This window comes from Mesorhizobium sp. WSM4819, from assembly GCF_055811215.1.
The window spans coordinates 107,449-133,075 of record NZ_JBVVQO010000015.1; the positions used below are offsets into that span (position 1 = coordinate 107,449).

Annotated in this window: 23 protein-coding genes and 1 pseudogene; 16 read left to right on the forward strand and 8 right to left on the reverse strand. The window is 60.7% G+C overall.

What is annotated here, in order from left to right; genetic code table 11:
• Positions 1–6: 6 nt before the first annotated feature.
• The 3 genes from AC0L18_RS16085 (at position 7) to AC0L18_RS16095 (ending at position 3,308) form a co-directional block, all read left to right on the forward strand.
• On the forward strand, positions 7–240 hold the full coding sequence (locus tag AC0L18_RS16085) for a DUF1289 domain-containing protein (protein ID WP_473493238.1): 234 nt from the start codon (positions 7–9) through the stop codon (positions 238–240).
• A 7-nt stretch (positions 241–247) separates the two neighbouring features.
• Positions 248–952 (forward strand): TIGR02281 family clan AA aspartic protease, encoded by a 705-nt coding sequence (locus AC0L18_RS16090; RefSeq protein WP_473493239.1) that lies wholly within the window; start codon positions 248–250, stop codon positions 950–952.
• Positions 953–1,118: 166 nt separating this feature from the next.
• On the forward strand, positions 1,119–3,308 hold the full coding sequence (locus tag AC0L18_RS16095) for an adenylate/guanylate cyclase domain-containing protein (RefSeq protein ID WP_473493240.1): 2,190 nt from the start codon (positions 1,119–1,121) through the stop codon (positions 3,306–3,308).
• Between the two features lie 138 nt (positions 3,309–3,446).
• Here the strand turns inward: AC0L18_RS16095 and AC0L18_RS16100 are convergent, their stop codons facing one another.
• Positions 3,447–5,045, reverse strand: a complete 1,599-nt coding sequence (locus tag AC0L18_RS16100; protein WP_473493241.1) for an ABC transporter substrate-binding protein — start codon at positions 5,043–5,045, stop codon at positions 3,447–3,449.
• A gap of 557 nt (positions 5,046–5,602) precedes the next feature.
• Positions 5,603–6,598: a tRNA dihydrouridine(20/20a) synthase DusA gene (dusA, locus tag AC0L18_RS16105; protein WP_473493242.1), complete on the reverse strand. Its 996-nt coding sequence runs from the start codon at positions 6,596–6,598 to the stop codon at positions 5,603–5,605.
• A 125-nt stretch (positions 6,599–6,723) separates the two neighbouring features.
• On the opposite strand from dusA, the gene AC0L18_RS16110 reads away from it, so the two are divergent.
• Positions 6,724–6,822, forward strand: a complete 99-nt coding sequence (locus tag AC0L18_RS16110) for a hypothetical protein (RefSeq protein ID WP_245277776.1) — start codon at positions 6,724–6,726, stop codon at positions 6,820–6,822.
• On the opposite strand, the gene AC0L18_RS16115 is transcribed toward AC0L18_RS16110, so the two are convergent.
• Positions 6,790–9,636: an ATP-binding protein gene (locus tag AC0L18_RS16115; RefSeq protein WP_473493243.1), complete on the reverse strand. Its 2,847-nt coding sequence runs from the start codon at positions 9,634–9,636 to the stop codon at positions 6,790–6,792. The genes AC0L18_RS16110 and AC0L18_RS16115 overlap by 33 nt on opposite strands.
• A gap of 200 nt (positions 9,637–9,836) precedes the next feature.
• On the opposite strand from AC0L18_RS16115, the gene AC0L18_RS16120 reads away from it, so the two are divergent.
• The 6 genes from AC0L18_RS16120 (at position 9,837) to AC0L18_RS16145 (ending at position 15,071) form a co-directional block, all read left to right on the forward strand.
• A complete protein-coding gene (locus AC0L18_RS16120) occupies positions 9,837–11,111 on the forward strand; it encodes an epoxide hydrolase family protein (protein ID WP_473493244.1) in 1,275 nt (424 codons plus the stop codon).
• Between the two features lie 31 nt (positions 11,112–11,142).
• On the forward strand, positions 11,143–11,559 hold the full coding sequence (locus AC0L18_RS16125; RefSeq protein WP_473493273.1) for an organic hydroperoxide resistance protein: 417 nt from the start codon (positions 11,143–11,145) through the stop codon (positions 11,557–11,559).
• A 66-nt stretch (positions 11,560–11,625) separates the two neighbouring features.
• Positions 11,626–12,684 (forward strand): alpha/beta fold hydrolase, encoded by a 1,059-nt coding sequence (locus AC0L18_RS16130; RefSeq protein WP_473493245.1) that lies wholly within the window; start codon positions 11,626–11,628, stop codon positions 12,682–12,684.
• A 19-nt stretch (positions 12,685–12,703) separates the two neighbouring features.
• Positions 12,704–13,216, forward strand: a complete 513-nt coding sequence (locus AC0L18_RS16135; protein ID WP_473493246.1) for a cytochrome P460 family protein — start codon at positions 12,704–12,706, stop codon at positions 13,214–13,216.
• A 113-nt stretch (positions 13,217–13,329) separates the two neighbouring features.
• The gene (locus tag AC0L18_RS16140; protein WP_473493247.1) at positions 13,330–14,106 is read left to right on the forward strand and encodes an alpha/beta fold hydrolase; all 777 of its coding nucleotides are present in this window, start codon (positions 13,330–13,332) and stop codon (positions 14,104–14,106) included.
• Positions 14,103–15,071 (forward strand): quinone oxidoreductase family protein, encoded by a 969-nt coding sequence (locus AC0L18_RS16145; protein ID WP_473493248.1) that lies wholly within the window; start codon positions 14,103–14,105, stop codon positions 15,069–15,071. Before AC0L18_RS16140 ends, AC0L18_RS16145 begins: the two co-directional genes overlap by 4 nt.
• A gap of 105 nt (positions 15,072–15,176) precedes the next feature.
• Here the strand turns inward: AC0L18_RS16145 and AC0L18_RS16150 are convergent, their stop codons facing one another.
• Positions 15,177–16,730 carry a C69 family dipeptidase gene (locus AC0L18_RS16150; RefSeq protein WP_473493249.1) on the reverse strand — a complete coding sequence of 518 codons (1,554 nt, stop codon included), beginning with the start codon at positions 16,728–16,730 and terminating at the stop codon, positions 15,177–15,179.
• A 152-nt stretch (positions 16,731–16,882) separates the two neighbouring features.
• Between AC0L18_RS16150 and AC0L18_RS16155 the strand changes: the two genes are divergently transcribed.
• Positions 16,883–17,674, forward strand: a complete 792-nt coding sequence (locus tag AC0L18_RS16155; protein WP_091590927.1) for a helix-turn-helix domain-containing protein — start codon at positions 16,883–16,885, stop codon at positions 17,672–17,674.
• A gap of 195 nt (positions 17,675–17,869) precedes the next feature.
• Here AC0L18_RS16155 and AC0L18_RS16160 read toward each other — a convergent pair whose 3' ends face one another.
• The gene (locus tag AC0L18_RS16160; RefSeq protein WP_473493250.1) at positions 17,870–18,757 is read right to left on the reverse strand and encodes a LysR family transcriptional regulator; all 888 of its coding nucleotides are present in this window, start codon (positions 18,755–18,757) and stop codon (positions 17,870–17,872) included.
• Between the two features lie 239 nt (positions 18,758–18,996).
• On the opposite strand from AC0L18_RS16160, the gene AC0L18_RS16165 reads away from it, so the two are divergent.
• The 5 genes and pseudogenes from AC0L18_RS16165 to AC0L18_RS16185 form a co-directional block, all read left to right on the forward strand.
• On the forward strand, positions 18,997–19,344 hold the full coding sequence (locus AC0L18_RS16165; RefSeq protein WP_473493251.1) for a DoxX family protein: 348 nt from the start codon (positions 18,997–18,999) through the stop codon (positions 19,342–19,344).
• A 17-nt stretch (positions 19,345–19,361) separates the two neighbouring features.
• Positions 19,362–19,913, forward strand: a complete 552-nt coding sequence (locus AC0L18_RS16170) for a pirin family protein (RefSeq protein ID WP_473493252.1) — start codon at positions 19,362–19,364, stop codon at positions 19,911–19,913.
• Positions 19,877–20,269 carry a cupin domain-containing protein gene (locus tag AC0L18_RS16175; protein ID WP_473493253.1) on the forward strand — a complete coding sequence of 131 codons (393 nt, stop codon included), beginning with the start codon at positions 19,877–19,879 and terminating at the stop codon, positions 20,267–20,269. Before AC0L18_RS16170 ends, AC0L18_RS16175 begins: the two co-directional genes overlap by 37 nt.
• 296 nt (positions 20,270–20,565) lie before the next feature.
• Complete coding sequence (locus AC0L18_RS16180) at positions 20,566–21,702, forward strand: aminotransferase class V-fold PLP-dependent enzyme (RefSeq protein ID WP_473493254.1); 1,137 nt, start codon at positions 20,566–20,568, stop codon at positions 21,700–21,702.
• A 24-nt stretch (positions 21,703–21,726) separates the two neighbouring features.
• Positions 21,727–21,957: pseudogene (locus AC0L18_RS16185) on the forward strand (FAD-dependent oxidoreductase); the annotation flags it as partial.
• Positions 21,958–22,063: 106 nt separating this feature from the next.
• Here AC0L18_RS16185 and AC0L18_RS16190 read toward each other — a convergent pair.
• The 3 genes from AC0L18_RS16190 to AC0L18_RS16200 all read right to left on the reverse strand — a co-directional run bounded on the left by AC0L18_RS16190 (position 22,064) and on the right by AC0L18_RS16200 (position 25,467).
• Positions 22,064–23,392 carry an aspartate aminotransferase family protein gene (locus AC0L18_RS16190; RefSeq protein WP_473493274.1) on the reverse strand — a complete coding sequence of 443 codons (1,329 nt, stop codon included), beginning with the start codon at positions 23,390–23,392 and terminating at the stop codon, positions 22,064–22,066.
• 88 nt (positions 23,393–23,480) lie between these two features.
• Entirely contained in the window at positions 23,481–24,668 is a 1,188-nt protein-coding gene (locus AC0L18_RS16195) for a phosphotransferase enzyme family protein (RefSeq protein ID WP_473493255.1), read from the reverse strand.
• Between the two features lie 130 nt (positions 24,669–24,798).
• Positions 24,799–25,467: a haloacid dehalogenase type II gene (locus tag AC0L18_RS16200; RefSeq protein WP_473493256.1), complete on the reverse strand. Its 669-nt coding sequence runs from the start codon at positions 25,465–25,467 to the stop codon at positions 24,799–24,801.
• Between the last annotated feature and the right edge of the window lie 160 nt (positions 25,468–25,627).

The following is a 25,627-nucleotide window of genomic DNA, read 5'->3' on the forward strand; positions in this document are numbered from 1 at the left end:
ATAAACATGACGGCCATCGAATCCCCATGCGTCCTGGTCTGTTCGATCGATATGAAAACCGGCTTCTGCTTCGGTTGCGGCCGTACGCGCGAGGAAATCGGCGCCTGGATCGAGATGACCCCTGAAATCCGCCGCAGCGTCATGGCCGAGCTGCCGGCCCGGCTGGAAACGGTTGACCGCAGACCGCGCCGCGAGACCCGGCGCACCCGCCTGGCGCGCGAACGCGACGCTCTCTCGTGAGCCACATATGAACCGGGTTTTCTGGGTTTTGATGATCCTGATCGGGGTAGGCGTTGTCCTGCTCATGCTTAACGATTCCGCGGGCAGCACATTCGGCGTCGAGAATGACGATTTCAGCCGGCTGATCTGGCTTGCCGCACTGGTCGCGCTCATCGGCGCCGGCCTGCTCAGATCAGGCAGGCCCTTGGGCACGATGGCCCGCAGCCTGGGCACCTGGGCCGTCATCGTGCTCGCACTGATCGCCGGCTACCAGTACCGTTATGAATTGCAGGATTTCGCCAGCCGGGTAACGGCCGGCCTTGTTCCCGGCAGTCCACTGGCGTTGGGCCTCGACGACGGCCATGCCACGGTGACCCTGGACAAGGCCGGCAATGGCCATTTCGAAGCGCGCATCCTGGTCAACGGCACGCCGGTCCGGGCCGTGGTCGATACCGGCGCAACCAGCACCGTCTTGACCGCGCAGGACGCGCAAGCGGCCGGCTTCAACCCAGCCGCTCTCAATTTCACCATACCGGTTTCCACCGCCAACGGCATGGCGCGCGCCGCAGTCGTGAGAACCGACGAATTGGCGATCGGCGGGATCGTGCGCAAGGACATGCCGGTCATGATCGCCGCGCCCGGCATGCTCGGCCAGAGCCTGCTCGGCATGAATTTCATCGGCTCACTGTCCGGTTTCGACGTGCGCGGCGACCGCATGATCTTGCGCGATTGAACAGTCAGGCGGCTGCGCCGCTCGTAGCGAGCATCTCCGACACTTTGCAAACGCTCGATCTGGGAACTTCAAGGGCAAATCGTGACCCAAAGCCGACCAGAGCAGGACTAGGCTCCGAAGCGATACTCTTTTATCATGGTACAGTTGCCCAGCGCCGGAAACTACCATGGAGCGCAGGCTTGCGGCGATACTTGCCGCTGACATCGTTGGCTACAGCCGCCTTATGGAAGCCGATGAGGCGGATACCCTCGCGCGCCTGAAGAGCACCCGCGAGAACCTGATCGATCCGAAGATCGCCGCTCATAAGGGGCGCATCGTGAAGCTCATGGGCGACGGCGCGCTGATAGAATTCTCCAGCGTGGTCGACGCGGTCGGTTGCGCCGTCGAAATCCAGCGGACGATGGCGGAGTGCAACGCCGAACTGCCGAAGGAAAAACAACTCGAATTTCGCATTGGCGTAAACCTTGGCGATGTGATTGTCGAAGGGCAGGATATCTATGGCGACGGCGTGAATGTCGCAGCGAGACTGGAAGGATTGGCCGAACCGGGGGGCGTCCTTATTTCAGGAACGGCATTCGATCAGGTCGAGAGAAAGCTGGATTTTGAGTTCGAATTCTTGGGTGAACAAAAGCTCAAGAACATAGAAAAACCTATTCGTCTGTATCGGATAGGCCCGCGGGCACGCGCCGCATCCGGAACAGTTCCAGCAAAACGCAAGCGCTATATCGAATGGCGCCGGCCGGCGGTCGCGGCGACGGCGCTGATATTGATCGCCGGAGGTGTAGCACTTTGGAAGGTCGGCGGGGACGGTTCAGGACCGCCGGTCGAGGTGGCCTCCAGGGAAAGAATGGCGCTCCCGCTACCTGACAAGCCATCGATCGCTATATTGCCATTCACCAACATCTCGAGCGACGCCGGCCAGCAGCACTTCGCCGACGGCATGACCGATGACTTGATCACCGACCTTTCCAAGGTTTCCGGCCTCTTCGTGATCGCGCGAAACTCGACATTCGTTTACCGCGGCAAGCCGGTAAAAATCAGCCAGGTCGCCGAAGAACTTGGCGTGCGTTACGTTCTCGAGGGGAGCGTACGGCGAGCCGGCGGGCAGGTGCGTGTCAACGCCCAGCTCATCGATGCCCTCACCGGCGGGCATGTGTGGGCGGACAGGTTCGATGGAAACGTCGCCGATATTTTTGCGGTCCAGGACGTTTTTGTCGCAAAGATCGTCGAAGCGTTGAAGGTGAATCTCACCACCACCGAAAAAACGGAAATTGCCCGCGCCAAGCCGGACAACATTGCAGCCAAGGAAGCTTTCGAAAAGGGTTGGAGCCTTTATCTCCGTTACAACGCAAAGGACACAGCTGCCGCCATCACTTCCTTGAAAAAAGCAACCGAACTTGATCCCGAATATGGGCGAGCTTATGCTGCCCTGGCGCTGGCCTACTTCCGCGTCGTTGAGTCACTCTGGGGTAAAGAACTCGGAAGGGACGAACCATATTTCTGGTGGGGAGCTCACGATTACGCAGAGCTGGCCAAGAAATATCCAACGTCACTGTCTTACACGGTCGAGGCATTGCGGGACGTCTATCAAGGTCTGGCCGACGATGCACGCAGGAATGCCGGTCGAGCAATTGCTTTGGATCCCAACGACCCCGAGGCACACATCGCAACGGCTTGGGCGCTGACGATCTCAGGCGAACCTGCAGAGGCGCTGAATTTCGTCGCGACCGCCATGCGGCTCAACCCGAACTATCCAAGCCACTATGTTCTCGCGCGTGGATTGGCGCTTTTTGCAACGGGCGATCTGAAACAAGCGGCTGAGGTGTTCGGAGAAGGCGTCAGGCGAAACCCAGACGCAACTGCGCTCTTTCTACCTTTCAGTTCCGTGCTGACGCAGCTCGGTCGCCGGGAAGAAGCGAGACAAATACTACTGAAGTTCCGACCGGGTTTAGACCAGAAAGGACTCGAAAACCTTCCCGACACCTTACACCTCTCGTTCAAATGGGATTATGAACACGCAAGCGTCCGGGAGCGCCTGAATGACGGTGTCCGTATCGCTGCGCTGCCGCTGGACGTCACCGTGACGAGCCTGGAAGCAGAGCTTGAGACCGGCAATCCCTTTTCCCAGCAATATGCAGTAAAGCGACTGGGCTGGTTTGGACCAGCGGCATTACAAGCCGTTCCGGCTTTGGTTGAAGCGCTCAAGGTTGAGTATCTCCGCCGGGAGGCCATCGAGGCGCTGGGCAAGATCGGGCCTCCGGCACAAGCTGCGATACCTGCGCTGGTGGCACTCCAGAATGAAGCTCTAATTGGCATTTACGCAAAGAACGCGCTGTCCAAGATCAGAGGCAATTGATGGACCCCAGATGCGCGCCACGGACTTCCGCTTGTGGGCAACTCGGACCTGCTGCGATGTCCGCTCCGGCGCCGCTTCTGGGGGACAGGGAGGCATCAAACGCGTGCAGTCCGCCATCCCAATATATGAGTACACGGCCTAGGCGAACCACCAGCGTTCGGCGATCTTCTGCCCGTCCATCGGCCAGTTCGACGCCACCTCGCCATGGGCGAGAGCCTTGGTGTGGGCTTCGACATAGGAGTTGAAGACCACGTTCACCAGCCCGCCGTCGTCATGCAGCAATTGCTGCATTTCGGCATACATGCCGGCACGCTTGGTATTGTCAGTCTCCGAGCGGGCGGCGGCGAGCAGCTTATTAAAGCGCGGATTTTTCCAGTACGTTTCGTTCCACACCGCTTCCGCCGCATAGGCGGTGGTGAACATCCAGTCGCACGTCGGCCGGCCGGCCCAGTAAGAGGCGAAGAACGGCTTCTTGAGCCAGACATTGTCCCAATAGCCGTCGTTGGGCTCCCTGATCACATTCAGATTGAGCCCGGCCGTCCGGGCATGCTCCTGCCACAGGAGAGCCGAGTCGGTCGCACCCGTGAACGCGGCATCCGCGACCGACAGGTCGAACTGGGTGTTCTCGGCCCCCGCCTTCTTGAGGAGGCTCTTGACCATGTCGGGGTCGTAGACGTGCTTCGGCTGCGGATCGATCGCGAACTTGACGGTCGGTGCGATCGGATTGTCGTTGCCGACGGCGCCGTGGCCGAGAAACACCTTCTGCACGATCTCGTCGCGATTGAGCGAGTATTTGATCGCATTCCGCACATCGGGATTGTCGAAGGGCGCCTTCTGGACATTCATGACATAGACGTAATGGCCGTAGCCCGTCGTCTCCAAGATCGCGAGATCGGGGCTCTGCTTCAGAATGTCGAGCGTCTTCAGGTCGCAGCGATCCATGTAGTGGACCTCGCCGGTGTAGAGCGCGTTGGTGCGCGCCGTTACATCATAGATCGCCAGGCATTCGACACGGTCGAACCAGCCCTTGTCGGATTTGAAGTAGCTAGGGTTCTTGTTGAAGGTGGCGATGACGCCGGGCTCGAATTTCTCGAGCATGTAGGGCCCGGTGCGGATGCCCGACTCCCAGTCGACGCCGCCCTCTTTCGCCGGCAAGACCGGAATGTCCGACATGATGTAGGGGAAGTCGGCATTGCCGCCGTCGAGTTCGAACACCACCGTCTCGGCACCGTCGGCGACGACATTCTTGACCGAAGCCAAGAGCGATTTCATCACCGATTTCGTGCCCTCGATGCTGTGATGCCTGACAGAGGCCACGACATCGTCGGCGGTAACCGTCTTGCCATTGTGAAAGGTGGCTCCTTTCCTCAGTTTGAACACCCACTTCTTGGCGCCGTCTGACGGCTCAAAGCTCTCGGCGAGGTCGGGGACCACGTTGCCCTTGGAATCGATCTCGGTCAGGGCGTTCGACAAGGTTCCAAATAGCGCGGTGCCGGTGAACGGGTTGACGTTGGTACTACCCGGTTCCAGTGTATCGGTGGCGGCGGCATCGCCGATGCCGATCTTCAAGGTGCCGCCCTTCTTGGGCTCGGCGTGCACCGCCTGGACGAACATCGCATTGGCGGCCGTGCCGGCAAGACCGGCGGCGAGCGCCAGCTGAACAAAGTCGCGACGCGAAACCCTGCCTTTTGCGGCAAGCTTGGCGGCCAACGTCAGTTTCGTTTCAAATTCCGTCACAGATGCTCTCTCCCTCGAACGGAAGATCATGCGTGACCCTTGGCGGCCCGAGAGACTTTAGGACGATAGCACAACAGGCATTCCCGAGCTAACGAGGAACCTCGGCAGCGCCCGGTCGGACTCGTGTCCTCTCGCTTGCTCCCGCGCGGACTTGGGCCTCACCAAGGGCGGATGGATCGGTCGATATCCAGTTCGTTGGCTGCGACGGAAAGATTGCCAACTGTATTTCGATTACACCTGGCTGGAGTTACTGGGTTCGCCTCTATCACCCGCGCACGCAAATTTTAGATCGCACATGGGTATTCCCGGAGCCGAAGCTGATGAATTGATATGAGGACATCGAATGTCCGCTCTTCCAAAGCTGCCCTGGAATCGCTTCGCTAATGTCCGTTTCTGGCGCTACTTGCCCGTTCAGGTGGCCGCTACAGTTGATTGCGAGCGACCTTGGGCAGTCTTTCGAAACGAACGCCCAACAGAATCGTCATTTGTTCTCGCTCAGCGTTGTTTGGCGTACCTTCAACGCGACGCCCTCCACATGATCTTGCGCGATTGGACAGTCAGGCGGCTTCCGCGTCTGTCCCGCTAAAATCGACTGCGGCGAAGGCTGCCTTCAGCACATCGGGCCCGGCGCCCGGCCTTGTCGCATCGGTCGAAAGGATCTGCCGGTAACGGCGCGCACCGGGCAGGCCGTGGAACAGGCCGACCATGTGACGGGTGACATGGCCAAGCCGCCCGCCCCGCTCGATGTGGCGTGCCGCATAATCGGCCATGGCATCGATTAGCGCGGCAAAATCGAACGTTTTGGGTGTGTCGCCGTAGAACGCCGCGTCGACGCCTGCCAGAATGCCCGGCGTGTGATAGGCGGCGCGGCCGAGCATGGCGCCGTCGACATGATCAATGTGGTCAAGCGCCTCTTCAAGAGATTGAATGCCGCCGTTGATACCGATGAATTTGTTTGGTTTTTTTGTTTTCAGCCGATACACTCTGTTGTAGTCGAGCGGCGGAATGTCGCGGTTTTCCTTCGGGCTCAGCCCTTCCAGCCACGCCTTGCGGGCATGCACCCACAGCGCGTCGGCGCCGGCCGCGAAAACCCCGTCCGCCAACGCATCGAGCGCCGGCTCAGGATCCTGCTCATCGACGCCGATGCGGCATTTGACGGTAACGGGAATGCCGACAGAAGTCTTCATCGCCGCGACGCAATCGGCGACCTGGTCCGGTGCTTTCATCAGGCAGGCGCCGAACGTACCCGACTGGACGCGGTCGGACGGGCAGCCGACATTGAGGTTGATCTCGTCATAGCCGAAGGCTTCGCCGATGCGGGCCGCCTCGGCAAGCTTCTGCGGATCGGAGCCGCCGACCTGCAACGCGACCGGATGTTCCGTATCATCGAAACCAAGCAAGCGCTCGCGGTCGCCATGGATGACCGCGTCGGCGACGACCATCTCGGTGTAGAGCAAGGCCCGGCGCGTCAACTGGCGATGCAGGAACCGGCAATGCCGGTCCGTCCAGTCCATCATAGGCGCTATGGCGAATTTTCTGTATTTTTCAATCATTTACACATAGATCTTAAACCACGAGATTGGGCGGACTGACACTGCCGGCCTCTCTGATATGTGACTCATTTCATTCTTTTTTCAAAGCGTAACCATCAATGTCACTTCACACCGCTTTTCTGCTCATGGCACAATATAATGGTAGGGCCACCATTCCGCTCGATGAGGTCCGTCGCGATTGCCGAGCCAGACTAACTGTGCGTCGCGAGCAGACGTGCAGCTGATTTCAGATCAGCAGTATCCAAACCCTCAACGAAGCGCTCGAACCGCGGCTGGAGATGCGCCCGGGCGGTTTCGTGTTGTCTGCGATCGATCAGAAGGGTAGCCAGGTCGACCGCGGCGCGCAACTCCCACCCCCACGCGCCCCAACCCTGGCTCATTTCGAGTGACCGGCTGAAGTAGGTTTCAGCCTCGTCGCCAGACTGCACTGACGCCAAAACAAGGCGGCCCTTCACGCGCAGCAACTCCGGCATATAGCAGAGATCTCCGTTTGCCTCGACCGACAGGATCGTGTCGTCGAGCAGTGCGAGGGCCTCCGCGAGCCGGCCCGTGGCGGCAAGGCCTTGAACGAGCGCGACGTTGAGCGGAGTGGTGAGCAGTTCGTAGGGTGCTGCGTGGAGCTCCGCGAGGCTGTGTTGCAGGCTCTCGATTCCCTTTTCCGCATCGCCTCGACGAATGGCCAGTTCTCCCTTGAAGCCTCGTCCTAGCGCCAGATACGGTCCGAGCGAGTGGGGTTCCGCACGCAAGCAGAGACGGTCTATATGCTCGTCCGCGCGGTCGAGATCGCCGACCCAAAGGAACACGGAAACGGCCCAGACAAGAGCGATCGAAAGCGTCAGCGGATGGTTCAGGATCTCGGCGTCCTTGATCGTCAGCAGCGCGCGTTCCACCGCCCGATCCGGATGGCCTTGCAGCCAAAGCGTTCTTGCCAGGATCGCGCCGGCCAGGATTCTCCCGTCGAAGCCGAGATAGTTGGTCGTGGTCCGACCGGAACGCGGCCCGTATCGCAATGCTGCCGCAAGCGAGGTCTGGGCGCGAGCTAGTTCTCCATTGAGGTGAAGCGATATTCCCATCAACGAATGCGCCAATGTCGTGGAGACGGAGTCTTCCAGCGCGCCGGCAATGACGGTACAACGCTCCGCGTAGCGGAGCGCGGTCCTGAAATCTCCCGTACGCAAATGGAACATCTGCAGCGGCCCGAGAACCTGAATCTGGTCGAGCGCATCGCTGCGCTGCTCGGCAATGGAGAAGCTTCTGTTCAGCGCCTCGCGCGCTGCGTCCCTTCCCCCGTGCGTGAACATCAGGGAAACTCCAAGGGCCGCCTGAAGGTGCATCTCCTCGCGTCCGCTGCGCATGGAGTCGTCGAGAGCGAAAATTGCCCGGGAGCTCCAGCGATGGCACTCGGTGAGCAAGGACATCGACAGGAAAAGCGGAGCAGCGGCGGCGGCAAGACGAATGCCGAGCTTGGCATCCCCGTTGGATCCGAAACACCAATCCAGAGCCCCACGCACATTGGCAAGGCCCGCGAGGTGCAGTGATCGTTGCGACGCGCTCAACAACGTAGGCCACTCATTCCCCGTATCCTCCAGCCATCGCAGACAGTAGGTCGCGTGCCGGGCGGCCAGTTCCGTGAGTTCCGCATCCTGGACCTCGAACTGAAGGGCATAAGCCCGCGTCGTATCGAGCAGTCGATATCGCATCGTTGCACCGGCTGGCCTCGCCGCGACCATCGACTTCGCCACAAGACTATCGATGGCGCTGAATACGAGCGCATCGTCCACGGTCGGGCTCGTTACTATTGTCAGCGCGGCATCGATCGAAAAATGACCGACGAAAACGGCAAGCCGGCGAAGCACCAGGCGCTCGAATTCGGACAGAAGCCCGAAGCTCCAGTCCAGAGTAGCCTGAAGTGTCTTCTGGCGCGGCGGTGCGCTGCGCTGTCCCGGCCACATGAGGGCCAGGCGTTCGTCGAGAAGCATCGCGGTCTTCTGCAGGCCGTAGCTCGCAACCCGTCCTGCTGCCAGTTCGATGGCAAGTGGTACGCCATCAAGCTTCCGGCAGATGTGCGCCACGACCCCCGCATCCGAATCGTCGAGGTCAAGACGAGCACCGCTTGCTGCTGCGCGCTCCAAGAACAGCTCGGTCGCAGGGAACGCCTGCGCGACTGCCGCGGTGGGTTCCAGATCGTCCGGCGGGTAAGCAAGCGGCGCCAGCTTGTAGACGTGCTCGCCTTCGACCTGGAGAGCCTCCCGGCTCGTCGCCAAGATGTGGGTCTGCGGCGCGGAAGCGAAGATACGGGCGGCCAGGTCTGCCGCCGCGTCTATGACATGCTCGCAGGTATCCAGGATCAGGAGGATTCTCTTGTCAGCCAGGTATGTGATGAGAGCGGACGTGGCGTCGTCAGACTGAAGCGACAGGCCCAGCATCGAGGCTACAGTCGGCGCAACCAGGTTGGGATCATTCAGCGCGCCAAGATCGACGAAATGCACAGCGCCGGCAAACGCATCGACGACGTGATGCCCGGCCGCCACTGCAACGGTGGTCTTGCCGACCCCACCCGTGCCGACGATCGTGACGAAGCGCGCGGCCGCCAGCTCCGCGGAAAGTGCGGCCGTGTCGTCGGTTCGCCCAACCATGCGAGCTAGTCGGCTCGGGAGGTTGGCCTGCGGGTAGCTGGCGGCAGCCTCGCTTCGCGCATCGTTGCGACCACCCGATCGCGAGACCGACGCCACGAAGCAATAGCCCCGGCCCTTCAAGGTAGCGATGTAGCGCGCGCCGTCCTTGCCGTCGCCCAACGCCTTTCTGAGATTGGCCATGTGAAACCGCAGACTACCCTCCTCGACGGTGACGTCGGGCCAGACGTCCGCCAATAAATCCCTCTTGCTGATCACCTCGTTGGAGCGGGCAGCCAAAGTAGCCAGGATATCGAAAGCCCGCCCGCCCAGATCGACGGTGGTGCCTTGCCGCAAGAGCAGCCGTTCGCGGACGGCAAGCGTAAAGGGACCAAATGATATCGTGTCGCTTGCAGGCCCTGCCATGACACTCCCTTCGCGGCCTGCTCCATGCAGGCGACCACTCAGCCATGAGAAGAACAAAAGTGGGGGCTTCGCTGCAAGCCTGCATTCGCCGACGAGCGCTAACGTTGCATCATAATGCATAACGGGCGCTTCGGGCGATCTCCTTCTATGTGTCGAAAGCAGCAAGAACCTCTCTGCCGACGGACCCAAGGAGAATGACCATGCCCGCATCATCGCCATCGCTCACGCGGCGAAGCCTGCTCGCCGCATCAGTGGCGGCAGGCGCCTTGAGCCTGCTTCCCGCGAGGGCGCGCGCGAGCGTCGACATCGAAGCCGTCCATCCCTTTCGCGTCGACATTCCGGAGGAGGCAATCGTCGATCTTCGTCGACGTCTGGCAACGACGCGCTGGCCCCTGCGGGAAACAGTTACGGATCAGTCCCAAGGCGTGCAGCTCGCAAAGCTCCAGGATCTCCTTCGATACTGGATGACCGATTACAACTGGCGGAAGGTCGAGGCGAAGCTCAACGCTCTGCCTATGTTCGTCACCGAAATCGACGGCCTCGCTATCCACTTCATCCACGTCCGGTCCCGCCATGAGAATGCTATGCCGATGATCATGACGCATGGTTGGCCCGGCTCGATCCTAGAATTCATGAAGGTCGTCGGTCCGCTGACGGATCCCACGGCCCATGGCGGCGCGGAGGAAGACGCATTCCATCTCGTCGTGCCGTCGATACCTGGCTTCGGCTTTTCCGGGAAACCGACGGAGGCTGGCTGGGGCTCAGACCATATCGGTCGTGCCTGGGCGGTTCTCATGCACCGGTTGGGGTACGACCGCTACGTCTCGCAGGGTGGCGACTGCGGCTCGGTCATCTCTCAGCGCATGGCGCTGCAGAAGGTGCCTGGGCTCATTGGCATACACGTCAACATGCCCGGAACCGTTCCGACGGAGATCGCGGCAATCCTCACTGCCGGTGGACCAGCCCCAAGTGATCTGACCGAGAAGGAAAGAGCGGCGTTCGAGGCGCTCGACACCTTCTACAAGGACAGTTCCGGCTATGCCGCCATGATGGTCACGCGGCCGCAGACCATCGGCTACTCCCTGGTGGATTCGCCGGTCGGCCTGGCGGCGTGGATCTACGAGAAGTTCGCGCAGTGGACCTATAGCGGTGGCGACCCCGAGCGGGTTCTGACCATGGACGAGATGCTCGACGACATCTCGCTCTACTGGCTCACTGAATCCGGAACCTCCGCGGCTCAGATCTACTGGGAAGACCACTCCAACAATTTCAATGCCGTGGACATTGCCGATCTTCCGGTCGCCGTGACGGTATTTCCCGGCGAAATCTACTGCACGCCGCGAAGCTGGGCCGAGCGCTGCTACCACAACCTCATCTATTTCCATGAGGCCAAGAACGGCGGGCATTTCGCGGCCTGGGAACAGCCGGAAATCTTCACCCAGGAGGCCCGTGCAGCTTTCAGATCGCTGCGCTGATCGAAGATCCGATTTCATCAGGATGCATGCCATGACTACCCAAGCAAAACGACTCTACACAGCGAAGGTGCACACAACAGGCGGCCGGGAGGGTGGCTCACGCAGTTCCGACGGCAGGCTGGACATCAGGCTCTCGACGCCCGGCGGCGCGGGCAGCGGCACCAATCCCGAACAGCTTTTTGCTGCCGGTTGGTCGGCATGTTTCGAGGGCGCGATGGCGATCGCCGCGCGCAAGATGAACATCGTGCTGCCAGCGGACCTTGCGATCGATGCGGAGGTTGATCTCAACAGCGGCGACGGCGCCTTCTTTCTCAGCGCCCGACTCAATGTGAGCCTGCCAGGGATGGATCGCAACGACGCCCGGGCCGTTGTCGATGCCGCTCATCAGACCTGTCCCTACTCGAAGGCCACGCGCGGCAACATCGAAGTCGAAATCAACCTGATCTAGTCCCTCGGTTTCGGCAATCGCGCCTGCCGCGACTGCCCTGGAAACATGAACAAAGGTAGTACTCCCATGAACGCAATCAAAATTCCGGAAGTCGTCGACCATCATCGCCGACGCCTGTTCGGCATCGCGGCTGCGACCGTGGCGTTGGCTCAGTTAGGAGCGGTCCGAACCTCCACTGCTCAGGGCGGGACGCAGACGACTGTAGCCGGCGGGACAGGATCGCGAAACTCATTCGCATCGCTCAAGCAGATCGAGGCGGGGCTGCTTACCGTCGGATATGCCGAGGATGGCCCAGCAGATGGACCTCCCGTCATGCTGCTGCACGGCTGGCCGTACGACATCTACAGCTATGTCGATGTCGCGCCGCTGCTTGCAGGAGCCGGCTATCGGGTCATCATCCCTTATCTGCGCGGCTACGGCACGACGCGGTTCCTGTCGGATGCCACTCTTCGCAACGGCCAGCAGGCCGCGCTGGCGGTCGATATCATCGATCTGATGGATGCCCTGGGCGTCGAAAAGGCGATCGTCGCCGGCTATGACTGGGGCGCGAGGACGGCAAATATCCTTGCCGCGCTCTGGCCGGAGCGCTGCCAGGCCATGGTGTCGGTCAGCGGCTATCTGATCGGAAGCCAGGCGGCCAACAAAGCGCCGCTGCCACCACAGGCCGAACTGCTATGGTGGTATCAGTTCTATTTCGCGACCGATCGTGGCCGTGCCGGCTACGCGCAATACACGGACGACTTCGCCAAACTGATATGGAAACTCGCCTCGCCGCACTGGAACTTCGACGACGCGACCTTCGCCAGAAGCGCCGCTGCGTTCAAAAACCCCGACCACGTCGACATCGTTGTCCACAACTACCGTTGGCGGCTCGGCCTTGCGGAAGGCGAGCGCCGCTATGTCGAACTGGAGGAAAAGCTTGCCAAGCGCCCGGAGATCGACGTGCCAACGATCACGCTGGAGGGCGACGCGAACGGTGCGCCACATCCCGATCCCGACGCCTATGCGAAGAAATTCTCCGGCAAATACGAGCATCGGCTGATCACCGGCGGCATCGGACACGACCTGCCGCAGGAAGCGCCTGAAGCCTTCGCCAAGGCAATCATCGACGTCGACAAGTTCTGAGCGCGGACGGAGCGAGCGCATGAGACGCAAGCTTGCAATTGCAGCCGTCATCGCCGTGTCGATCGCTCTCGCTATCGGCTGCGTTGAGATCGACAGCGTTCGAGCTCAGAACGCGGAAGCCTCGCCGATCTATGGCGTGACGATCCCGGTCGGTTACCGCAGCTGGGAGCTCATCGGGCCGGCCTTGGAAGGCGATCCGCTGAACGAGCTTCGCGCAGTGGTCGGAAATACAGTTGCGATGGATGCCTATCGAAAAAGCACGCTGCCGTTCCCGGACGGGACCGTCCTCGTCAAGCTTGCATGGAAGCAAACGCAGTCGACCGAATTCGAACCCGCCTCGGTTCCCGGCGCGGCCACGACGGTGCAGGTCATGGTCAAGGATTCGAAGAAATACGCGTCGAGCGGCGGGTGGGGTTTTGGCCGGTTCATTAATGGCAAGCCGGCCGACGTAGCGCAGCACGAAACATGTTTCGCGTGCCACGAGGCGCGTGTCCAGCAACACGACTTCGTCTTCACCCGCTACGCGCCGTAACTCGGTCCACGCAGGAAAACGCCGGGCGGACACAGGTCGGGTCTGCGGCACCCCGCTCCTCGCCCTGCGCTCGGCACAGTGAAGACCGCACCTCACAACGAAAGGATGTTCAGATGAAAATCTTGCTCGCAGGCCTGGCTATTATCGCGGCCTCGTTGGGCAACGCCCACGCGCAGTCCGGCAAACCTACCGTCGTCTTGGTTCATGGCGCCTTCGCCGACTCTTCGAGTTGGAACGGTGTCGTTGAGATTCTTGAGAAAGATGGCTTTCCCGTAGTGGCGGCAGCCAATCCGCTGCGAGGCGTCAGAAGTGACGGAGACTATGTCGCCGATGTGCTTTCCTCGATAGAAACGCCAGTCGTTCTGGTCGGCCATTCCTATGGCGGGTCCGTGATCAGCGATGCCGCCGATGGTCATTCTAACGTGAAGGCTCTGGTCTATGTCGCCGCATTTGCGCCGGAGGTGGGTGAAACCGCGGCGCAACTTGCACGAAAGTTTCCAGGCAGCACGCTGGGGCCGACACTCGCTCCTCCTGTCGAGCTGTCAGGCGGCGGAAAGGACCTCTACATCCAGCAGGACAAGTTCCACGATCAGTTTGCCGCCGATGCTTCCGAAGCGCAAGCCAGACTGATGGCCGCAACGCAGCGGCCGATCACTGAAGCCGCGCTCAACGAAGCCCAGGCCAAGGCTGCCTGGAAGAACATCCCAAGCTGGTTCATCTACGGCGACGCGGACAAGAACATCCCGCCGCGTGCATCTGCCTACATGGCTCAACGGGCTCACGCCCGCGAAACGATCGCGATCAAGGGCGCTTCGCACGTAGTGATGGTGTCGAACCCTGAACCCGTAGCACAGCTGATTGAGAATGCCGCCAGGGAGATGTCGCAATGAAAGCCGTCGTCATGAACCGAACCGGGGGACCGGATGCGCTCGAATTCGTCGAGCGCCCCGAAACTGCTCCCACGAGCGGACAAGTTCTGGTCGAGGTCGCCGCGGCGGGCGTGAACTTCATGGACATCGGCGTGCGCCAGGGCATGGCCTGGACGGAAACGCCCAATCCCAAGGTTCTGGGCGTGGAGGGTGCCGGGCGGGTACTCGCCGTGGGCGATGGAGTAGAGCATTTCCGGCCCGGACAACGGGTTGCTTGGGTGTACACGCCTGGAAGCTACACAGATCGGGCGATGGTACCGGCGGACGCGCTCGTGCCGATTCCGGACGGGATCGATGATCGTACGGCCGCTTCCGTGATGATGCAGGGGCTGACTGCCAGCCACTTCGCCACCGACTTCTATCCCGTCCAGCCCGGCGACGTGGCGCTGGTCCATGCGGCGGCGGGCGGCGTCGGATTGCTGCTCACCCAGATCATAAAGCTGAGAGGCGGGCACGTGATCGGCCGCGTCTCGTCCGCAGACAAGATCGCCGTGGCAAGAGAGGCCGGAGCAGACCATGTGATCGTGGACACCGAGGGGCGATTCGCCGAGGAAGTCGTTCGCCTGTCCGGCGGTGAAGGCGTCCATGTCGTCTATGACGGTTCCGGCCCGAAGACCTTTCAGGGCTCGCTCGATTCGCTGCGCCGCTCCGGCACCTTCTGCTGGTACGGCCCGGTGCTGGGCGGTCCCGGACCGCTCGACATCATGAGCCTGCCGAAAAGCATCAAAATAGGCTACGCAAGGTTCTTCGATCATATCCACACGCCGGCACTGCTTCGCGCCCGCATCGGCCAACTCTTCGACTGGATCGTGAAGGGAGACTTGAAGATCCGGATCGGCCGCGTTTACCCGCTCGCCGAAGCAGCATGCGCACATGCCGATATGGAAAGCCGCGCCACGACGGGAAAGCTTCTGCTCATCCCCTGAGCCATCCGGCCTTCCTCACGATACGGTTCTCGGGAGGCGTCCCTCTAAGCGGGCAATCACCTCGCTGGGTGAGCCCGGCAGACTTGCCGGGCTCACGTGTGATAGCTATTGAGAAGTAGAAGCAAGAGATTCGGGTGTCGGGCCGCACCGAATCATGTTGTATTCCAGCTTCATTGTCTCATTGCTCGGAGGTTGTAGGATTCCCTGAAGTAGCTTGGTTCTCTGTTCCATACTGCCCAACAGCGCATTCCCGAGATCGAGCGCCCTCATTGCCTGGACACTGCTATAATATGTGATCAACCTCTTCGCCGAATCGCTCTCGCCTCTTTCGAACATTCCTTCGGCCGACTGCTCCACCCAAGCTTGATCGTCGATCATATGGTTCTCGAACGCGGTGAGCGTTCCGACTACCTCGTCGTAGAACTCATCTCGTCGGCTGCATGTGTAATACAGAAGGCGCTTGTAGAGGTGGAATGCGTACTCGGTGGCCTCTTGCTGCGCATATTCCGCTGTGAGGTAGTTGGAGGCTGCCCCCTTCGTCATATAGCGGTGCCAGCGGTATTCCGCGGGAATTTCGCCAACACCAATTCGCCAAGGAATGAACGGAGCTGTGACGGAACTGGTGGGCGCCACCCACAGAAGCTGCATTTCGTTGCGTACACCCTCCTTCAACTGCGCAACCTGACCGTAGCCAGCCGCGTCGTCTGAAATGACTGGATCGCGGACGGCATCCATGAACTCCCTGAGCGTGACTTTTGCCCCGAGGTTTTGAAGCTTCGACTCCATGTACTCCACCCCAGGTGAACGCATCGGGGCGGTTTGGTCACCATACACTTTATGAACATCAAATGGCTGGCCAGGCTCATACCATCCTTGCTCTGCCGCGAAGGAGATTAAGTTGGCCGAGCCCATGAAATCCTGATTGGTTTGATAATCCAGCGGGATTTCCCCAATATAGCCGGGATAGGACATTCTGACGTCATCCGGCCCCAGTCGTTCAGCAACCCACAAACCCTTCCCTCCGCTGAAGTTTATTACGACCCATCCTTCGTTCGCGTCTGCAATTAAGTGAGAATTGCCGCCGTAGTCGGAATAGCCGTATTGGTTGATCAGATCACCAATCACTTGCACCGCTTCACGCGCCGTCTTGGCACGCTCAAGGGCGATGCGTGCCAAATCACTATACTGAGGGCCCTTCTGAGGATTAGGCGTCATGGCAATCAGTTCTTTTCGCGAGGGCGACCAGATGTCTCGCACCGCGACGCCATACTCATTAAGTCCGCCATTCGTCAGTGGCGGCGGAAATCCTTCGTAATCCGAGTAGTCCATTGAAATAACCGCTGCCGTCTCCCCGACTTGAGGAATTTCCATCATCTCCCCAGGCATGACGGCTTCCTTGGTGACGCCGACAGAAATAGTCTCGCCTGGCGCGTGCTTCTTGCGAGGTTCTATTCTCAGCCAATGGCTAGAGACTTCCTCGCCAGTACCGCCCAAAAACACGCTTCCGTCAGCTGTACGGTTCTTCCCAACATAAAGGCCGTAACTTGCTTCGGATACTTGACAAAAAACGAAGGTTGCCGCCACTGCGCCTGCAAAAGCAGCTAAGTGTCGGTGAAGTATTGAGATCGACATTATTCCTCCGATAGACTGAGTAATCATCAGTCGCATCCAGCTTACTGCCTTAGGCGTGATCGCAGAGACGACTGGTCGTCAGTCTGTGCGGGGGAGGCGCCAGGGCACAACGCAGCACGATTGGTTGACTTTGCGCTAGTTGCAGCCAAGATGCGCAAAATAAGCAATTTTGAGAGCCGATGGAAACCCAACTGGCGGCGAATCTGCGGCTACTTTGCTCGACACATCGATCCGTGTCGGAAGTCTGCCGTAGGCTTGGATTCAATCGGCAGCAGTTCGCCCGTTACCTTACTGGGGAAACGCAGCCTTCCCATCATAATCTCCGTCGCATTGCTTCTGCTTTCGGGGTGACTATTGATGAACTTTTGCGCCCTGCAAGCGATTTCGAGGCGTCGGTGCGCTCGAAAGGCCTCTCGACGCAAGTTGGTCTTGCCAAGATGATCGACCGTGCGTTTCCGGGGGACATTCAAAAACTCCGGCCGCTGCTCGGATACTACCACATGCACTTCCTCGTTCCGCACTCGTCCGGAACGATCACCAGGTCGCTGATCCATATTTACGAACGGGATGGTAAGGTCTGCTCCAAGACGATTGAGCGCTCAGGGCCAGATGAGATAGTCCAACGTCTTTCAAAATACGAAGGGCTTCTTAGCTATCTCGGAAACTGCATTTTTCTTCTCGAATTCGAGACGCTATCATGCGATTCGATTGTGGAGTCGATGCTTTTTCCTTCCTATCGGAGGAAGCTGGATGTCCTGACGGGCCTCACCTTCGGGGTGACATCACAGGTCTATCGTCAGCCCTTTGCATCCCCGATAGCTTGGAAATATCTTGGCAATGTGGTCGACATAAAGGAACAGCTCCGGGCCTGCGCCAGGTTTCCAAAAGAAGATAGGCGCATCGACCCGCGCATTCGAAAGTACCTGGAATCTGCCGGCTCGACGGGAACACTGAGCTCAACTCCTTTCTGAAACATCTTAGTAGTTCCACAGCGATACGCCGCTGATGCAAGGCGCCCAAGTGACGTTGCCCAGTTTCTGAGTTCGTTTCCGGCGTTGGTTTTGCCCTGCTGGGCGGGTGAAGCGACGGGCGTTGGCGCCGAGCCGTTGGCGTAGAACAGCTCGAGCTACCGACCCAGACACGCCCGAGCCGACAGGCAAACCCTCTCAGCCGGATTTGCGACCGGCCGCCTCGCCGAAATATTCGAGAAGGATGTCGATCAGGACCCGCACCTTGCGGGAAGGGAAAGCCCCCGGCGGGCGTACGACAAACATGCCGAGCTCAGGGGTTGCATGTCTCTCCAGCAGCGGCACGAGACTGCCCGCTGCGATATGCGTTTCGGTTAGAAAGTCCGGCAGCGCGGCCACTCCCACACCCGCCAAAGCAGCGGCCAGCACGGCCTCTCCGTTATCGGCGGTAAAGCGCCCGCGCGGGCGCACTGTGACGGTTTTGTCGCCATCCAGGATTGGCCAGACCTCACCCTTCCTGGTCACGGCCTGATGACGCGTCAGGTCCGTCAAGGTCTGTGGCGTGCCGTGGGCTGCGATATAGCCAGGGCTGGCAACGAGTCGCGCCCGGAATGCGCGGATCCGCCGGGTGATAAGGCTAGAATCGCGAAGCATCCCGAGCCGTATGGCGCAATCGAAGCCTTCACCGACGAGGTCGACGAAGCGATCGCTGTAGGACGTGTCGAGATACAGCAAGGGGTGACGGCGCGCGAGCTCGGCAAATATCGGGGGCAGCCTTGTTATGCCGAACGACAGAGGCGCGGCGATGCGCAGCAAGCCGCGCACCTCGCCTTCCGGCGAAAGTGTCTCCTGTGCGGCTTCCAATTCGGCGACGACGCGCATGGCGTGCTCGCGGAAGGCTGCGCCGGCTTCAGTAAGAGCTGAGCCGCGCGTGGTGCGGGAAAGCAGTTGGGCGCCAAGCGCTTCTTCCAGCCGGGTCAGACGCCGGCTGACGATCGACTTGGCCAGCCCCAACCGGCGCGCCGCGGGGGCAACGCCACCCGCATCCGCCACCTCTACGAAGGTCCGCAAATCTTCGAGATCCATGGCGTTCCTATTTTGGCAACTCAGAAACCAGATTCTTGCGGCTAGTAGGGCGAATTGTGGAACGCTAACACGTCTTTCGCCTGACTACCATCCGTTCGGAGGCCTTGGAAGCCGCCACCATTGAAATCGAAAAGCTGGCCGCATGACGCGGTCCTGATCAAGAAGGAAGACAATCGAATGAGCACGAGTTCACTCACGACAGCGGCCGTTCCGGCCGGAAAGGTCAAATCGCTGCCCGGGTGCTGCGCGGTCTCGCCGCTGCCGCATTCCTGGCGGCCGGCGGCGCGAAGCTTGCGGGCGTGCCGATGATGGTCGGCATTTACGAGCAGATCGGCATCGGTCAGTGGTTCCGGATCGTCACCGGCGTCGTGGAAGTCGCCGGCGCCATCGGCCTGCTTTTTCCGGCGACCGCGGGACTGGGCGGGCTTCTGCTCGCCGTCACCATGGCATGCGGCGTGATCACCCATCTCTTCGTCATCGGCGGCAGCGCGGTTCCGGCCCTTGTGCTGATGGTCATCACCGGCACGGTCGCCTGGCTGCATCGGGCCGGCATTGCCGGCGTGCTGAACAGCTTGAAACAAATCTGAAAACAGGAGCAATACCGATGGCACATTCTGCTTTAAAAAACGCATCGCCGATACCAAGACGCATCGTGCAACGGACGCGCGGCCACGGCCAAGGGTTCATCACCCGGCTGATGAGTCCTAGCGACCTCGGACAGGCCCTGAAGCCATTCGTCTTTCTCGATATCTTCGATGCGGACCGGGCAATGCTTCAGGCCGTGGAGAGAAGCGGCGGGATGCCGATCCATCCCCACTCCGGCGTCGCCACGGTGACAGTCATCACCGAGGGTCACGCGCGCTATGATGATCCGGCCATCGGCGCCGGCGAGATCGCCTATGGCGGCGTCGAATGGATGCGCGCCGGCGGCGGCGTCTGGCACGGCAAGGAGATGACGGCGGGAGACGTCTCGCGCATGCAGGGTTTTCAGCTCTGGCTGGCGCTGCCGCCCGAACTGGAAAACGGGCCCGCCGAAAGCCGCTATATCGATGCCGGCGACATGCCCTATGCCTGGCCTGCCCATATCATCGTTGGCAAGTACGGAGACGTCCGGAGCCCGTGCCGGCGCCGGATGGCATCAACTATCTGCTGGTGACCATGCGGCCCGGTGAAAGCTGGAGCTATGCGCCACCAGCGGGCCACAGCGTCGGCTGGCTGGCGCTCGCCAAAGGAACGCTCGATGCAGGCTCGACGGTCAGCGCGGGCGAGATGGCGATCTTCGAGAATGGCGAGGCGCAGATTTCCCTGGAAGCAACAGGTAGCGAAGACGCCGTCTTCGTCCTGGGTTCGGCGGTGCCGCACCCGCATCCGCTCCATCTCGGTCATTATTCCGTCCACACTTCTGCCGAAGCGCTTGCGGCGGGCGAACGCCGCATTGCCGAGCTGGGCAAAAAACTGAAAGAGGCAGGCGACCGGCAAACGGCATCAGGGTCGGTTCCGGTGTTTCGATGACGGGAATGGTCGGCAAAATCCGGGAATGGGAGCATGGCAAAATATTCTGAAACTTGCCGGGCTTTCGGCACGATAGTGCCGATCTGAGGCTGGATTGGCATCCATTCGGGCAGGCCGGCAGGTATGGTGATGGCCACCAGACTCGCCGGCCTGCCTTTTTCTTTTGGCAGCTGGAGGACTGTAACGCGCGGGATCTGAAAGGCAGGAGCATGAACTTCAACGACGTGGATTCTCCGACTTCCCCGGAAGCATTTTGGCAGGAGGTGCGGGCGGCCTATCCGCGGCAGGAGCCGCTCTTGAACCTGAACAATGCCGCAGTCAGCCCACCGCCACTGGAGGTCGAGCAAGCGGTGGTCGACGCCTACCGGCTGATCAGCCGCAATCCCGACGTCAATATGTGGAGCAAGCTCGACGCCGCGCTGCCGGACATCAAGGCGCAACTTGCGCAGCTGATCGACTGCGCGCCTAGCGAAATCGCGCTTAATCGCAACTCGTCGGAGGGTCTGTCGACGGCGATTTTCGGCATTCCGCTTCAGCCGGGCGATGAGGTGCTGATTTCGCCCTGGGATTACCCCAGCGCACGCGCCGGCTGGTTTCAACGCCGGGAACGCGAAGGCATCCAGCCGGTCGTCTGTCAATTCGGCCTCCTCGACGACGACGATGCGATCATCAAAACCTATTCGCGCGCGATCACGCCGCGCACGCGGGTCATGCTGTTTACCCATATGTATCATTGGAACGGCCGTCGCCTGCCGGTCGAGCGCCTGTGCGCGCTGGCGCGCGCGCATGACATCATTACCGTGGTCGACGGCGCACAAACCTTCGCCCAGATGCCGGTCAGCTTCCGCAATCTCGGCTGCGACATCTTCATTACGAGCCTGCACAAATGGCTCGGCGCTCCGGTAGGCAACGGCATGCTGGTCGTCAGGGAAGGCCTGATCGACGACACCTGGCCGCTGCTTGCGCCCTTCGATCCGCCGCCGCTCAGGATCGACAAGTTCGATCACTGGAGCCTTGGCACCTATAATTCGGCCATCCAGGCGGGCATCATGCCGGCGATCCGCCTGCATCGCCGGATCGGCGTCGAGAGGATCCAGCGGCGCCTCAGCGAACTCACGCGGTACTGGATCGAGCGCGCACGGGACATTCCGGGCTTTCGCCTGCATACGCCGCTTGATGCCGGGTCCCTTGATGCCGAGCCAGTTGATGCCGGACCCTTGGGCGCTGTGGCGCTCTTTTCCATCGACGGCGTCGATTCGCGGCTGCTCGAGCGCGTGCTGCGTGAGCAGCACCGGGTCCATGTCAAATATCGCCGGGTCGAGGATATCGCCGGGATGCGCGTTTCCCCGCACATCTACATGCACAAGGACGAACTCGATGTGTTTGTCGATGCGCTGCAAGCGACCGTCAGCGGAGCGCGCGCATCGTGCTGACGCCGCGCATCGGCACGTACCGTCTATCCGCGGGCCGGCACCGCCGATGGCCTGATCTACGGCATGGGCTATTCAGGACATGGCGCGCAGCTCTCGACGCTGATCGGAAATGTCCTGGCGGACATTGCAATGGGCCGCACGGATACCAATCCAATCGGCGGCATGGACTGGAATGCCGTCCCGCTGCATACCGGCAAGCCGTGGTTCCTGCCAATGGTGGTCACCTATTATCGGCTGAAGGATATGCTTGCCTGATCCAGCCGACAGGCCCCAAAGCGGCCGACCCGACACCGCCAATCTCGGCATGCATTGACCAGGACCTGGGAACCAGGACCTGGCCACCTGCTCGCAGCTATGCGGTCTAGCCCGCGACCTTGATGAGCGCCCGCTCGATGGCTGCAAGAAAAAGATCGACATGCTCGGCCTGGCAAACGAGCGGCGGGCGCACTTTGAGCGAATCCTCGTTGGCCCCTGTCGTGCTGACAAGGACGCCGTCGTCGCGCAGTGCGTTCACGACATCCAGCGCCATTGCCCGCCGGCTTGCCGCCGCGGCACCCTCACGCCCGATGTCGATGCCAAAGAACAGACCGGCGTTTCGGATAGCGAGAACTCCATATGGCTGCTGTGCGATTTTCTCCAGCCCGGCTCGGAGGCGCTGGCTCATGGCAAGCGCTTTCTGGGGGATCTGGTCGCGCTGCAGGATCGCCAGCACGGCGTCGGCGGTCGCTATGCCAACCGTATTTCCGGCGAACGTGTTGGAGTAGCGAGCGGTTGCGCCAAATTGCTCCATCGGTGCTTTGCGACCAACGACCGCGCCAATTGGAAATCCGTTGCCCATCGGCTTGCCGAGGGTAGCGAGATCGGGAACGATCCCGTGCCGTTCAAAGCCCCACATATGAGCGCCGGTTCGCCCAAAACCCGGCTGAACTTCGTCGGCGATGACGAGACCACCTGCCTCTCGCACTGCCGCAACTCCACCGGCGATGAAGCCGGGGGGATCGACCCATACGCCATCGCTGGAAAAAATACTGTCGATGAGCAGGGCCGCAACGCCGATGCCACGACGGTTCAGATCTACGATGGCCGCGCGTACTTGCGCCTCGAAAAAGTCCGCAGCCTGGGCTTCCGGCACACCCTCCGGCCCCGGCAGGGAGGCCATGCGCACGAATGGGCTGAGCTTGACGGCGTCGCCTAGGTTCGGGGAAACCGCGGCGACAGCCGCGCTGGTGCCGTGATAGGCGTAGCTCGAGACGATCACGCCTTCATTGCCGCTCGCAATTCGCGCGATACGCAGGGCCAGATCGTTGGATTCACTCCCCGTGCAGGTAAAAACCACCCGGTCGAGCTCGCTTGGGAAAGTGTCGACCAGTCGCTCGGCATAGTCGATAAGTTTTGGCTCGAGATAGCGCGTGTTGGCGCTTATCCGGCCCGCCTGTTCAGCCGTTGCGGCGTTTACTTCTGGGTGGCAATGGCCGAGCGACGGCACGTTGTTGTAGAAATCAAGATAGGCACGCCCGTCAGGGTCGTATAGCCACATGCCTTCGCCGCGAACGAAGTGCACGGGCCGGCGGTACTGAAGCCGATAGGAGGCCCCAAGTACTTCGTCACGGCGAGCAATTAGTTCGGACTCGCGCCTCGGAAGGTCGGATTCGCCGGGCCTGTAGCGATTAGGCATGAGATCTGTGGACATGTGCTGCTGCCTATCTGAAAGAGTTACCTTGATCATTTCGCGGTTCGTCTTTGGGTTAGCGTGCCGGTCGAGGCAAACCGAAAATGCGTTAAGGCTGAAACGACGACATTGCCGCCAGGACGGCCGCCTCGCCCGACGCGACACGAAGAGGCGCCAGGATGGACAGTCCGTGCTCGGCACGCGCGACATTCTTTTTGATGTACTGGGCATCGGCCGGAAAAAGGTGGGACCGCCAATAGTTGACCAGGATCAATGCGCTTTGTCGCGCCCGCATCAGTCCGACGAGCAGTTTTGCTTCCAGTGCCGAAAGTGCAATGACAGAGGCATAGCCGGCAATAAGATGCTCGGCTCCACCCAAAGGAAGTGTCGAATCCCCTACGACGTGACTTGCTGCGATCGCCAGGTCCTGGATCCTGGGGCTCCAGCAGCCGTCGCCGAAATCGATGAAACCCATTCCCTGGCCGGTCACCATCATGTTGAATGGGCTGGGATCATTATGCGTTACCTGCCACGCCACATCAGAGAGTTGCGGCTCAACGAACTCCGCATACTCCGCCATCGCGACGCGTACGCTATCGGCAATGCTCCCGGATGGCAGGTAATGCTCCAGTTCCATCAACCTCGACCAGCAACCGACATGCCAAAGAACGGGACGGTGAGCCGCGGGCACACTGACCAGCTCAAGAGCCAGGTCCAGCCGGGCGAGAGCACTGCCGGTTCGAAAAAGCAGGTCGGGAGTTGGCGTCGCCTGGTGCAGCGGAATGCCCTCGATCCGGGTCTGCAAGTACCCGCATGTCCCCTCTTGCTCGAACATCCCCTCTTGCTCGAACATCAACGCGCCGCTGGTCGTGCGGAGCACTTCGGGTGCAACGAAGCCGGTAGCCCCTTGCAATCCGGCCATGGCGGCGGTTTGAAAACGAAAGCTGTCGACCGCCTCCGCTGTTGCCGACGTCTTCAGGATCAACCGGCGGCCGTCAGGCAGGTTGACGTCAACGGTGCGCTCGATCTCGGAGGACAATGTCGCGGTCGGTCCCGTCAATCCGTAGTGGCGCTTCAGCAGTGCCGCCGACATGTCTGGTTCGGAGGCGCCCGGTCGCATCGCCAGGATTGCAGCGGCAGCGCGAAAATAGGCTTCGGTTGAAGGTGCCGCGTTAGGCAGATGGTCGCATCCTGCCGTCATAGAGCCATTGAGCTGACCAGCTTCTTCATCGGGGACCAGATCACCATAAGCACCCAATTCGAAGGATCCTCGCCTGTTGAGACGGTTGTTCTTCATGCTTCGACAGATGGAGCGCTCCAGCGATGACGCCCCGCAGGTCTATTTCTCGCGGTATTTCAGACGGCGCCGCTGGCCGCCCTCGCAAAATGGGCGCAGTGCTCTGCGGGTCTCCGGCCTATCCTCGCCCTCAGAGTCCGAAAACGCCCGGTAGCTGCGTCACGTCACGGATTTCCGAATACTCGTAGTAGGGGGTGGCCGGCTCATGGCCGCGATTGACCCAGACCTTGCTCTTGATCCCCAGATCATAGGCAGACATCAGGTCGTGGCGGAATGACGAGGACACATGCGTGATATCCTCCGGGCCGCAGCCCAGCGTGTCGAACATGTACTCGAACGCCTTGAAATGCGGCTTGTAGGCACCCGCCTCTTCAGCGGTCAAGACGGCATGAAACGGTGCACCGAGCTTTGCCACGTTCGACGGAATCTGGGCCACCATGGAGTTCGTCAGGGTGACCAACGGGATTTCCTTGGCCAGCTTGGCCAATCCCTCGGGAACGTCCGGATGCGGCCCCCAAGTCGGGATGCGGTTGTAGATCGTTTCGGCGTCTTCGGCACGGAATGCGACGCTGTTGCGGCGGCAGGTGCGTTCCAGTGCGTTGTGAACGACATCTGCATAAGGCTTCCAGTCCTGCAGCACCTCGTCGAGGCGGTAGCCCTGGAAATTCCTGATGAATTCAACCATGCGCGGCCCATCCAGAAGATGTCCGAACAAATCCGTGGCGGCTTCCGCCATTTGGAAATTGATGAGCGTGCCGTGGCAATCAAACGTCACGTATTTCGGCCGGAAGCGATCCATGTCCTTGGTTCCTGTCAATCTGCCCTATCAGCCGAGCATAATCGCAGGCGTCCGGCAGAATGTGCGGCAATGCATGGTCATTCAGCACAAGGCCCTCCGGTCGACAGCCAAACCAGCACGCCCTTTCGCAGCGCTGTCTCTTTCGCCCCGCCTGAGCCGA